At 63.0% G+C, this 12053-nt stretch carries 4 protein-coding genes and 4 pseudogenes; 4 read left to right on the top strand and 4 right to left on the bottom strand.

Annotation, left to right across the window (positions count from 1 at the left end; all coding sequences use genetic code 11):
• Positions 1 to 5: 5 nt before the first annotated feature.
• Positions 6 to 1333 (bottom strand): annotated as a pseudogene (locus PspTeo4_RS08510) (hypothetical protein).
• A gap of 556 nt (positions 1334 to 1889) precedes the next feature.
• On the opposite strand from PspTeo4_RS08510, the gene PspTeo4_RS08505 reads away from it, so the two are divergent.
• The 4 genes and pseudogenes from PspTeo4_RS08505 (at position 1890) to PspTeo4_RS08490 (ending at position 7490) form a co-directional block, all read left to right on the top strand.
• Entirely contained in the window at positions 1890 to 3803 is a 1914-nt protein-coding gene (locus PspTeo4_RS08505; protein ID WP_322363223.1) for a sigma-54-dependent Fis family transcriptional regulator, read from the top strand.
• A 3-nt stretch (positions 3804 to 3806) separates the two neighbouring features.
• Entirely contained in the window at positions 3807 to 5540 is a 1734-nt protein-coding gene (locus PspTeo4_RS08500) for an ABC transporter ATP-binding protein (RefSeq protein WP_322363222.1), read from the top strand.
• A pseudogene (locus PspTeo4_RS08495) lies at positions 5530 to 6206 on the top strand (peptidase S8 and S53 subtilisin kexin sedolisin). Before PspTeo4_RS08500 ends, PspTeo4_RS08495 begins: the two are co-directional and overlap by 11 nt.
• A pseudogene (locus tag PspTeo4_RS08490) lies at positions 6199 to 7490 on the top strand (NAD(P)/FAD-dependent oxidoreductase). Before PspTeo4_RS08495 ends, PspTeo4_RS08490 begins: the two co-directional pseudogenes overlap by 8 nt.
• A 64-nt stretch (positions 7491 to 7554) precedes the next feature.
• Here the strand turns inward: PspTeo4_RS08490 and PspTeo4_RS08485 are convergent.
• From PspTeo4_RS08485 to PspTeo4_RS08475, 3 genes and pseudogenes are all read right to left on the bottom strand, one after another.
• Positions 7555 to 8238, bottom strand: a complete 684-nt coding sequence (locus PspTeo4_RS08485; protein ID WP_322363221.1) for an RHS repeat-associated core domain-containing protein — start codon at positions 8236 to 8238, stop codon at positions 7555 to 7557.
• A gap of 705 nt (positions 8239 to 8943) precedes the next feature.
• Positions 8944 to 10259, bottom strand: a pseudogene (locus PspTeo4_RS08480) (hypothetical protein).
• Between the two features lie 163 nt (positions 10260 to 10422).
• Positions 10423 to 11916 (bottom strand): aldehyde dehydrogenase family protein, encoded by a 1494-nt coding sequence (locus tag PspTeo4_RS08475; RefSeq protein ID WP_322363220.1) that lies wholly within the window; start codon positions 11914 to 11916, stop codon positions 10423 to 10425.
• Positions 11917 to 12053: the final 137 nt, after the last annotated feature.

Raw genomic sequence — 12053 nt, 5'->3', positions numbered from 1 at the left:
TCTGTTCATGGCACCAGCACCACGTCTTCGCTGTCGCTGCCGCCATTGGCGCTGGTGACTTGCACCTTGGCCGGTGGGAGGGGCGACTGGTTGGTGGTCAGCGACTTCACTGCGCCATTACCCGAAAGGTCACCGATCAACGCGCCGTTACCGGTGTGGGCCGTAAGCGCGGGTGGCGCGGTCTCGTCACTGGTGCTGGCCACCAGGGTCAGGTGCCGCTTCCCAGGCTGTACTCGGCGCGGGTGATGGTCACCAGGTCGGTCAGTGGCATCAGGGCGTCGGTCGCGCTGCTGGTGGGGATGGCCACGCTGTTGTCGGCATGCACCAGCAGGTTGGTGCCTGGGGCCGGGTTGAGGGCCGACTGGGCGTACCAGGCGCCGGTGCCGTTGGCTTCTGTCAGCGGCAGGGTTGGGGTCTGGCTGGTGAGGGTGACGGTGGCCGGTGGCGGTGGGGCCAGCACGAACACATCTTGCTGGGCCTGCACTTCGTTATTCTGGGTGCGCCGCGAGTAGGTGCTGCGCTGCGGAATCAGCGGGGTTGGCCGGGTGACGTTGGAGAGCTTGCCCGAGACCGCGAACAGCTCGGTGCGCAGGTCGATGCCGTTGGGGCCTTCAATGCGTACGAAGTTGGTGTTGAACGGGCTGCCGGTGACCCGTTCTTCGAGGTTGGGGTCGCCGATGAAGCGCTCGCTGCCCTCGGTGTACGGCCCGTTGACGCTGCGCAGGAACGGGCCGACATCACCCTTGAGCGCACCGGTGAAGTCGCCTGGGCTGCCGATTCCGATGTCGCGGGTCATGTTGATCGCCCGGCGCCCGGCGGCAGGCACATCGAACACTTCGACGCCGTAGGGGTGGGTGATCACGTAGGTACCCGCCGCTGGCACGTCGACACGGATACGCACACGGGCGAAGCTGACCTGGTCACCATCGACCGGCTCTTCGGCACTGAACGCCGCTTCGATGGCTGTGCCGAAGCTCAGATCGATGCCACGAGCAGCGTCGACAATGGCTGCGTCGGCGGTGAACCAGAAGGCTTCATCCGGGAAGTTGGTGGGGAAGGCAATGGGCAGGGTGTCGTCGAACACACCGGGTGTCGGCAACAGCGTGCACATGTACGAAGGTGCGCCGGGGGCACCGGGGACCCGCGAACTCACCGCCTTGGTCAGGCACAGGTCGAGGGTTCGACCGTGGCTGTCCTCGTACCAGGCGGGGAACTTGCCGTTGTTTTCGGTATAGGTACCGGTGTCGACTGCGTACAGCGCAGCGTGGGCCGGGAGCTGGAGCATGCCGGCGAAGATCGCCACAGCCAGCGGGTGGGGTATCGGTCGGAGCATGAGTCAATTCCTCCTGCGAACGAGCCCATGGACTTGGGGCGTCTGAGCAGGAGTCGGCAACAGCCGTGCCAAGTTTTGAAAAATGGGCTGGAGGGCTTGTGCGGCTTGGGTTCTGGCTTTTGCGTTTGATGGAAGGGCCAGGGTTGCTGTGGGCGCTGTTCCCCAGGATTGGGGGTGGTGGGGCGGTAGGTGCATGTCTTGGGGTTGGGGTGAGGCGGATATCGAGCGCCGCCCGCGCGGCGCATCGCGAGCAAGGCTCGCTCCTACGTTTGTTTACGGCCAATAACGTCTGTGACAGGCGCGCGCGCCGCCTTGTTCGCTCGACGCGATATCGTGCGATGCGCCAAAGCGGTCGCGCGCATATCCCACAGGCATAACTGGCCCGAAACAAACGTAGGAGCGAGCCTTGCTCGCGATGCGCCGCGCGGGCGGCGCTCGATATCCGCATCCCCTCAAAACTCAAGACAAGCACCTCGACGCCCAGAAAAATCTCCCGCACACTGCGGAAAAATACCAAGCATGCGACCCCCAAGCAGGGGCACAGCTGGAGTAGAAGATGGCGCGACAATTACCCATAACAAACGCCCAAGACCCGCTACACGAATCCCGCCAGGCCCGCTTGAAGCTGGCCAGCGAAGGCGAGCTGCCTCTGGGCATGCTGCGCGACGAAATCGATGCCTCGTGGCGGCGCAGCCTGGGCCACGGCCTGAATTGCCTGCAGGGCGAACAAGTCGGCCTGGGCCTGGAGCAGGGCCACGACCTGCGCACCTTGCTCGAACGCAACCGCCTGCTGCTGGACGCCGTTACCCCCGAACTGGATTACCTGGTCGCCCGCCAAGGCAAGGCCGGTATCGTCATTCTCGGCGACGCCCAGGCCAACGTACTGGCCATCGAAGGCCAGACCCACGTGCTCGAACGCGAAGGCCTGCGCGACCTGCACCCCGGCAGCTGCTGGAGCGAATCGCTGCGCGGCACCAACGCCATAGGCACTGCCGTGGTCGAAGGGCGCCCGACCCTGATCAACTGCGGCGAGCACTACCTGGACCGACTCAGCCCGTTCTCCTGCACCTCGGTGCCGCTGCGCGACCCGCGCGGTGAAGTGATCGGCGTGCTCGACATCACCCGCGAAGGGGTCATGGCCCAGCCCCAGGACAGCCTGTCGACCCTGATGCTGGCGGCCGGCAACATCGAAAGCCGGATGTTCGGCCTATGCCACCCCGAGCAACTGGTGCTGGCCTTCCACAGTCGCCCGCAATACCTCAACAGCGCCTGGCATGGGCTGTTGGCCCTGAGCCTGGACGGTGAAGTGCTGGCTGCCAACGACAACGCCTGCCAGCTGTTGCAGGTCTCCCGCCAAGGCTTGATCGGCCGCCGCAGCAGCGACCTGCTGGGCGAGCGCTCACCGGCGTTCATCGCCCGCCTGTGGCAGGGCGGGGTCAGCAGCGTGCAGACCGCCAAGGGCGAGTTCTTCTTCCGCGCCCTGCAGTTGCCTCGCCATGGCCAGGTCAATGGCAGCGTGACAGCGAACAAGCCGGCGCAACCCAGCAAGGCACTGGCGCTGGAAGCATTGGCCGGCGGCGACCCGCGCCTGGCCCGCAACCTGCGCATGGCCCGCCAGGGCTTGGGCAACGGCCTGCCGGTGTTGCTGCTGGGCGAGACCGGCACAGGTAAAGAAGTGGTGGCCCGTGCCCTGCACCAGGCCAGCCCCAGGGCCGACAAACCCTTCGTGGCGGTCAACTGCGCCGCCATTCCCGAAGGGTTGATCGAGTCCGAACTGTTCGGCTACCGCGAGGGTGCGTTCACCGGATCGCGCCGAGGCGGCATGGTCGGGCGCCTGATGCAGGCCCATGGCGGTACGTTGTTCCTCGATGAGATCGGCGACATGCCACTGGCGTTGCAGGCGAGGTTGCTGCGGGTGCTGCAAGAGCGCCGGGTGGCGCCGCTGGGCGCGGGTGACGAGCAGGAAATCGATGTTGCGTTGATCTGCGCAACTCACCGCGACCTCAAACGGCTGGTGCTGGAGCAGCATTTCCGCGAAGACCTTTACTACCGGGTCAACGGCGTTTCCCTGCGCCTGCCGGCCCTGCGTGAGCGTGACGACCTGGCCGGAATCATCGAGGGCCTGCTGCAAAAGGCAGGCGCCAAGGGCGTCACCCTCGACCCGCCTTTGGCCGAGCTGTTGGAGGGCTTCGACTGGCCAGGCAACATCCGCCAGCTGGAAATGGTCGTGCGCACGGCGCTGGCCATGCGCGAGGACGGCGAACAGGTGCTGACCCTCGACCACCTCACCGATTGCCTGCTCGACGAACTGGCTAGCGGCACACCAGCTTCCGGCAGCCTGAAGGACAACGAACTGGAGCTGATTCGCGGCGCCTTGTCGCGGCATCAGGGCAATGTCTCGGCCGCCGCCGAGGCGCTGGGCATCAGCCGGGCGACGCTGTACCGCAAGCTCAAACAGTTGCGCGGCTGACCCATGGGCAGACTGTTCGCAAGGCTGGTGGAGTCCAGCGACCCGGTACTCATGCGCCAGGCGTTGGCCTGGCTATATGGTTTCGTCCGCCCGCATCGGCGTGCCATTGCAGTGCTGTTGGGCCTGTCCCTGGGCGCATCGTTGCTCGCCCTGGCCCAGCCCTGGCTGGTCAAGACCCTGATCGACGAGGGCCTGCTGGCCAAGGATTATCAAACCCTGTGGCACATGGCGGCGATCATGATCGTCGCGGGCCTCGCTGGCACCGTGCTGGCCGGGGTCAACCGCTACCTGCACACACGGTTGTCCGGGCGAATCCTGTTTGCCTTGCGCGATGACCTCTACCGTCACCTTCAGCGGTTGTCGCCGACCTTTTACGGCCGTCGCCGCACGGGTGACATCCTCTCGCGGCTGGATGGCGATGTCGCCGAAATCCAGCGTTTTGCCGTGGATTCGCTGTTCTCGGCGGTGTCCGCGGTGATCGGCCTGGTGGGCGCGGTGGCGTTGATGCTGATGCTGTCGTGGCAGTTATCGCTGCTGTTGGCCTTGCTGGTGCCGGTCGAGGTGCTGTGGCTGCGCTGGATGCGGCGCAAGGTGGAACGTGAGGTGCGCAGCTTGCGTGAACGTTCCGCGGATGTGTCGTCGTTCCTGGTCGAGACGCTACCGGCGATGAAATTCATCCAGGCCTCAGGCCAGCAGCGCCGCGAGGCCGAGCGGCTGGACCAGCTGGGCCAGGGCTACATGGGCCAGCTGCTGAAGGTGCAGGTCACGGAGTTCTTCACTCAGGCGGTGCCCGGCACCCTGACGTCCTGGTGCCGCGCCTGTGCCTTCCTGATCGGCGGCTGGTGGGTGATCCAGGGCACCTGGCAACTGGGTGCGTTGATTGCGTTTTCCACCTACATGGGCATGGCGGTCGGGCCGGTGCAGAGCCTGTTGGGGCTGTACGTGGCGGTGCAGCGCATGGCCGTGAGCCTGGGGCGGGTAATGGAACTCAAGCAGGAGGCGGTGGCCGTCAACGAGTCCGCTACACCGCAGTCGATGCCGCAAGGGCCGGGCGAGCTGCGCCTGGAGGGCGTGTGTTTTGCTCACGATGGGCGTCAGGGCGCTGTGTTGCAGGGTGTCGATGCCTGCATCCCGGGTGGCCTGAAGGTTGCCATCAGTGGCGCTTCCGGGGTCGGCAAGTCGACCTTGATCGACCTGTTGCAACGCTTCTACGACCCTGATGCCGGTCGCATCCTGCTGGACGGCAGCGACTTGCGCGAGCTGGACCTTGCGGCGCTGCGCCGGCAGATTGCGGTGGTCAGCCAGGACATCGTGTTGTTCCGCGGCACCTTGGCCCATAACCTGGCCTACGGCGCGCCCCAGGCCAGCCGTGCGGACCTTGAACGGGTGGTGCGCCTGGCTCGCCTTGAGGGTTTGCTCGAAAGCCTGCCGCTGGGCCTCGATGGCCTGCTCGGCGAACGTGGTCAGCAGCTCTCTGGCGGCCAGAAACAACGCATCGCCATCGCCCGTGCGGTGTTGCAGGGGCCGGCGATCCTGGTGCTGGACGAAGCCACGTCGGCGGTCGACGAAGCCACCGAGCGTGAGGTGATCGCAGCCATCGACGAGCTGTTCGCCGGCCGTACGCGCATCCTGATCAGCCATCGCGCCTCGACCCTGGCCGACGCCGATCTGCACCTGCACCTGCACGATGGGCAACTGCGGGTGCTCCCGCAGGAGGCCACCAAGCATGAGCACTGAACTGCGTGTCGGGGTGATCGACAGCGGTTGTTCGCCCGCTCAACAAGGCACGCTTGCCGCCGTTCGACGTTTCTGGCTGGAGGATGGCGTGTTGCGTGAAGGCGCGGCGCAGTCGGACCTGCTTGGCCATGGCAGCGCAGTGCTGACGCGTCTGCAAGCCGAAGCGGGCGAGGTGCCGGTGCTGCTGGCCCAGGTGTTTTCCGAACAGGCCAGCACCAGCGCCTTGCAGGTGGCGGCGGCGTTACTGTGGTTGGTGGAAGAGGGCGCGACGGTGGTCAACTTGAGCTTGGCTTGCATCAGGACCGCCCTGTGCTGCGCCAGGCTTGCGCCGAAGCCCATGCCGCTGGCGTGTTGCTGTGTGCCTCGAGCCCAGCCCAGGGTGGCCCGGTGTACCCGGCCAGTTACCCCGGAGTGATTCGGGTGACCGGTGATGCCCGCTGCGCGCCGGGGCAGTGGTCGTGGCTTGGCACCGCCCAGGCCGATTTCGGCGGCTATGTCGGTGATCGCGGCATGGCCGGGGCGAGCCTGGGTTGTGCGGCACTGACCGGGCGAATTGCTGCGCTGCTGCGTGAAGCGCCTGCAATGAGCCAGCAGCAACTGGTCGACTGGTTGAAAACCCATGCGGCTTTCATCGGCCCTGAACGTCGAGGGGCGCTGAATGACTGACTCACGCATCCTGGTGCTTGGTGCAGGCCCAGCCGGTGCGGCCACCGCCATCGGCCTGCGTCGGCTCGGTTACCCGGTAACAGTGGTGTCGCAGTGGCGCCGTTTCGCCGCTGTTGAAGGTGTTTCGCAGCGCGTGCTGGAGGGGCTACGCCATGCAGGCTTGGGCGGGCCTTGCGGGAAGCGACGATGCCCGCGACCCGGCAGGTGCGCTGGAATGGTCAGCACCTGCATCTGAACCAGGAGTTTCTACTCGATCGGCAGCGCTTCGACCAGGCATTGCGTCACGACTTGATGCAGGCCGGGGTGACGGTCATCGAAGGCCAGGTGCGAGAAGTATCGCGTACGCAGGGGCATCAGGTACGCCTGGACGATGGTCAGGTCCTCGAAGCCGAGTTCCTGGTAGAAGCCCGTGGCCGCCAGGCACCGCTGACTGCTGACCGCTTGCGCGGCCCGGAGACGGTCAGCCTGCTCAATATCTGGCAAGGCCAGCCCGGGGCACCGGCGTCGGCGGTGGAAAGCCTGGACGACGGGTGGGCCTGGATGGCCCGGCTGGCCGATGGCCGTTGCTACTGGCAGGTGACGCTCGATGCCCAAGGGCTTCCAGGCAAAGCCGCATTGGCCGAGTACTGCGCCGAACGCCGACGCCGTTCCGCGCTGGTAGCCGAGTTGTTTGATGCCCAAGCGCTGCAACCTGCGCAGGTGCACGCCCGCAGCAGCACGGCGATTCTGGCGGGTGAGTGTGCCGGTGACGATTGGTTGCGGGTGGGCGATGCGGCGATGGCGGTTGACCCACTTTCGGGGAATGGGATTTTCCAGTCGTTGTCCTCGGCGTTGCAGGCCCCGGTGGTGATCAACACCTTGCTGCATCGGCCGGAACGGGCGGCCTTGGCGAAGCAGTTTCATCAGCAGCGGGTCGAGCAGCTGTTCATGCGCTTTGCCCGCATCGGGCGGGACTTCTACGGCCAGGAACAGTGCCGGGCAGGGCAAACGTTCTGGGACCGGCGCTTGGGTTGGCCTGATGCGCAGCCGTTGCACGAAGCGGCGGACTGGAAAACAGTGCGGGTAGAGCGTCGGCCGGTGCTGCGTGATGGGTTGGTAGACGAGGCCGAGGTGGTGGTGACGGCGGATCAGCCGCTGGGGGTTTGGCATCTGCAAGGGGTGGAGTTGGCGCCGGTGGTGCGGGGGTTACAGGCGGGTGAGACGCTGCAGCAAGTGATGGGTGATAATTCTGAAATTGTGCAAGTAAGGTTACGTCGTTGGCTAATTGAACAGGGATATTCCTGAGCGAGGCCCCCCATCAGTCACGTCTTTCGGAGGCCATGCCAGAATAACGGTGGAAACAAATTTTCTATACGAAAGGGGAGTTGCGCACTAAAGACGACCTGCGTGCTGTATTAGTTAAAGGGTTTTTCAGTTCGTTGATTGTATCGTTAAATTCGTGTGTCTTGAAGGTTTGAGTCCACTGCTCTAGAGTTTTATAGTATGTTAATTCTTTAACTGCACGATCGTCGGGGCCGAATTCGGAAGCCATAAAGTTTTGGTTGTAAAGTTTCCGTAGGTCGTCCATGGTTGCTTTGCTGGCTGTTCGACTAAATAATGCCCCGCTATATTTCTTGCCGTAATTTTTAATAATGGCGTTTGCTATTTCAGTTGTGCTGAGTTTTGCTGAGGTTTTGTTGAGAATATAATTCATGTCGCTTATTATCTCGTATTGCTTGCTCAGAATGCGATATAAATCTTTGGATTCTTTTAGTTCTTTTTGGACTTTAGATAGCTCAATTGTTTTTTCTGCGAGGGCGTGTGCGAGCTCTTGCTGGGTGGTACTCTTGGTATTTTGAGGGAGGGGGCTGCTAATTGTATTGGTGATTGGTGAGTAGGCTGTTCCTGACTTTTTATAAAACAATTTAAGGAATGCATTTGGGGTTTGTCCGGTTGGATCGGTCAGGTTTATTGGGTCGCCCACGCAGTAAGCGTAGCAATTTAGCCCACCAAGACCGAAAGGGCTTAAAGTGTCTGGGGAGAAAAAGCGCATCAGCTTAGGGCTATAGAGGCGTTTGCCGTTCCCAGAAAATAACCTTCGGTAATCAATTCTAGATGTTGGCCTGTATAACCTTGGGTGAAGTCAGGCTCTCTCGCAGGTGCGTAACCGTAGGGTGTGTGGTTGATGGATTGACTATTTGGACTTGTGATATTGAATGTTGTTTTTTGTTGGTCTGTGGCAAATATGTTTGTTATGGTTGTCTGTTTGTCGAGCGACTGTTGGCTGATGGGGCAGGAGTTGGTGAAAAAGAATGATGTGTGCCCGTCTCGTTGCAATGAACTCGATCGAGCGCTACCCTTGTAAAATATTTTCTGTATGTTCATTTTTTGTGTCTTCTGATAAATTGAGTCTTCATTATGCTTTTGTTCATGGGCAAGGCAACTGGTAAATTTGCTAGTTTCGTTTTAAATGGTTTGGTGCATGTTGATAATGGGGGCTGTTGTGTTTCAAAGGAATAGTTCAACATTCCGCTTTGGCCAGCAACTGCATGTGATGGGGCAGGTGCTGCTGAGGTCAGGTGTTGCTGTAGACCATTGGCCACCCGTCTGTAGACCAACGGGCATGTTGTGATGTTGAGTATTTCATCAGGGGTTTAGCGAAGGTCCGATCGCCGGCAAGTGCCCACAGGGTTTGTGTTTTTTTATGTAGGCGCCGGCTTGCCGGCGATGTAGCTGTAGAGCTGCCCCAGTGAATGGATCAGAAGAACGTCCCGACCACCAACTGCATATAGGTCCCGGTATCCCGGCTCCCCATCTGCGTGCCGCCATCCGCCGCACTACGCTCAGGCTTGTAGAACCCCACCAACGGGCTAATCAGCAGATGGTCGTTGACCATCCACTCCACATACAAATCCAGCTCGCGCCCGCCCAGGTTGCCCTGATCGGTGTCCAGCGTGTCGAAGTCGAAGTACAGCGCCCCGACGGTCAGGTTGTCCCGTGGCTTGGCCTTGAACGCCACGTGATGCACCTGGCTGTTGGTGTTGAATGGCCCCGCATAGTTGGCCGCCACTTCGCCCTGGAACCAGGTGCCATAACCCCGGCTCAGGCCATAGAACAGCGGGTCGAAGTCTTCGGAAAAGCGGCTGTAGCGGTAAGTAGCGGTGGGAGTCCAGGGCAGTTCGGAGAAGGTCCAGTTGCCCTCCAGGTACCAGGCGTTCTCACGGCCGCCGGTCTTGTCCTGGGTGACGTATTCGCCGGCTACTTCAAGGTCTTTCACGCCGAGGCTGCCGCGCCGCGCGCAGGCTGACGGTGTCCATGCCATCTCGGTGTTCCAGGCCCATGATTTGCGCGCGTAGCGCTGGTCGACGTCCAGGCCGCGGATCCAGCTCAGGCCCACGGTGCCTTCATCGGCAACGTGCTCAAGGTTGGCCACGGCCATCGAGGTGTCGGCCTGGAAGTGGTTGTCGGATTTCAGCCACATCAGGTCGCCACGCCAGCCCTGCTTGCCGCCCAGGCGCAGCACGGCGGTGCGGTCGAAGGCTTTGCGCGCGGCAAGGTAGTAGGCGCCGCCACGGTCGAAGTTGGCGCCCAGGTCGACCTTGCCCAGGTTCACCGGGTCACCCTGGATCAGAAAGCCATCGCCGAGGGTGACGATCTGGCGGCCACCGGAGATATCGACGCCATCTTCGCCCAGGGCCGGGAACAGGTTGGCCGAGCGCCAGCCCAGGTACAGGTCTTCGATGGCGGTGCGGCGCTCATCGCCCAGGGTCAGGCCGGCGGCATCGCCATCGCCCCAGGTGGCGGAACTGAGCAGGTTGAAGGCGCCATACAGGGCGCCGCTGTCGGCCAGGGTCTGGCTGCCGCTCAGGCCGTATTTGGCATAGCCCTCCTGCCAGGCGGTGCTGCCGGGTTGGCGGTTGCCGGCCTGGTTGAAGCTTTCGTCGCTGTGGAAGGCGCCGAACAGGGCTTCGAGGTCGGCGTTGAGGGTGGTGCCGTTCTGGTTGTACAGCTCGTAGGCCTGGCTGAGGGGGATGCAAGTAGCAATGCCAGGGCGAGCGGACGGATACGGGCCATTGAAGTGCTCCATTGTTCTTGTTTTATTGGGGCGAATAGGTGTCGACTGATCCGGCCTCTTCGCGGGTAAACCCGCTCCCACAGGTACTGCGCAACCCTCAAGGGCAGAGCAGAACCTGTGGGAGCGGGTTTACCCGCGAAGGGGCGAATCAGGCAAAGAAGGTCAGAGCTTCATGAGCACCGACTTGAGTTCGGTGTAATGCTCGATCGCCGCCGCGCCCATCTCACGGCCGACGCCCGACATCTTGTAGCCACCAAACGGCAGTGCCGGGTCCAGCGCGCTGTGGCAGTTGACCCACACCGAACCGGACTTGATGCGCGGAATCATCCGGTGCACCGCGCCCAGGTCGTTGGACCAGATGCTCGCCCCCAGGCCATAAGGGTTGTCGTTGGCCATGGCGATCACTTCATCCAGGTCATCGAACGGCATGGCCACCAGCACCGGGCCGAAGATTTCCTCTTGCACCAGGCGGTGACGCTGGTCCACATCGACGATCACGGTCGGTTTGACGAAGTAGCCCGGCCCGAAGCCTTCACCGCCGCAGGCGATGGTCGCGCCCAGCTCGCGGCCCAGTTCGATATAGCCGGTGACCCGGTCTTGCTGCTTGGCCGAGATCAGCGGGCCCATCTGTACGGCAGGGTCCAGGCCATTGCCGAGCTTCATGCCGTTGGCGATGCCGGCAATGTCGGCCACCACGTTGTCGAAGTGCTTGCGGTGCACGTACAGCCGGGAACCTGCGCAGCACACCTGCCCCTGGTTGAAGAAGATCGCCGTGGCGGCGCCGGCGGCGGCTTCCTGCAGGTTGGCATCGGGCATGACGATGGTCGGCGACTTGCCGCCCAGCTCGAGGGTGACGCGGGTCATGTTGTCCATGGCCGCCTTGCCGATCAACTTGCCCACCTCGGTGGAGCCGGTGAAGGTCAGCTTGTCCACGCCAGGGTGGCGGCTCAGGGCGGCGCCGGCATTCAGGCCGGTGCCGGTGATCACATTAAGGACACCGGCCGGGTAGCCGGCTTCATCCACCAGCTCGGCGAGCTTCAGTGCGGTGAGTGGGGTTTCGTCGGCCGGCTTGAGCACCACGGTGCAGCCGGTGGCCAGGGCCGGGCCCAGCTTCCAGCAGGCCAGCAGCAGCGGGAAGTTCCAGGCGACGATGGCGCCGACCACACCGACGGCTTCGCGACGGACGAAGCCATGGAACTGGTCGTTGGGCATCAGCGGCATCGAAGCCTCAACGGTACTACCCTCTATCTTGGTGGCCCAGCCGGCCATGTAGCGCAGGAAGTCGATGGCCAATTGCACGTCCATCACCTTGGCCACCACGGCGCTCTTGCCGTTGTTCAGGCATTCCAGTTCGGCCAGTTGCTGTGCATCGCGCTCCATCAGGTCGGCCAGGCGCCACAGCAGGTTTTGCCGCTCGCGAGGGCGCATGCGGCTCCACGGCGAGTTGTCGAAGGCCTGGCGAGCGGCCTGGACGGCGCGGTCGACATCTGTCGCATCGGCGGCGGGCACTTCGCCAAGGATTTCGCCGGTGGCCGGGTTGCGGAACGACAGGGTCTGGCCGCTGGCGGCATCCTGCCAGTCGGCGCCGATGCGCATCTTCAGCTTGCGGTCGAGGAAGGCGCGGGTAGCGGGCAGGATGGGCAGTTCGGAAAGCATGGGGCGGTGCCTCTTGTCATTGGATGTGACGGGCACTGGCGCAATGGCCGTGCCAAAGAGGCGCATAACATGCAAAGGCCTGAAATGTCTGGGGTTTGCTGTGTTGCAAGGAGAGGGTTGCAGTGCCGCGCTGTTGC

The sequence above is a fragment of the Pseudomonas sp. Teo4 genome, from assembly GCF_034387475.1.
Taxonomy (GTDB): Bacteria; Pseudomonadota; Gammaproteobacteria; order Pseudomonadales; family Pseudomonadaceae; genus Aquipseudomonas.
This window is presented reverse-complemented; position numbering and strand designations above follow the sequence as displayed.

What these genes read in the sequence shown, in the direction of transcription:
- PspTeo4_RS08505 (WP_322363223.1), top strand. Translation starts at nt 1,890, where the DNA reads ATGGCGCGACAATTACCCATAACAAACGCCCAAGACCCGCTACACGAA.
- PspTeo4_RS08500 (WP_322363222.1), top strand. Translation starts at nt 3,807, where the DNA reads ATGGGCAGACTGTTCGCAAGGCTGGTGGAGTCCAGCGACCCGGTACTC.
- PspTeo4_RS08485 (WP_322363221.1), bottom strand. Translation starts at nt 8,238, where the DNA reads ATGCGCTTTTTCTCCCCAGACACTTTAAGCCCTTTCGGTCTTGGTGGG.
- PspTeo4_RS08475 (WP_322363220.1), bottom strand. Translation starts at nt 11,916, where the DNA reads ATGCTTTCCGAACTGCCCATCCTGCCCGCTACCCGCGCCTTCCTCGAC.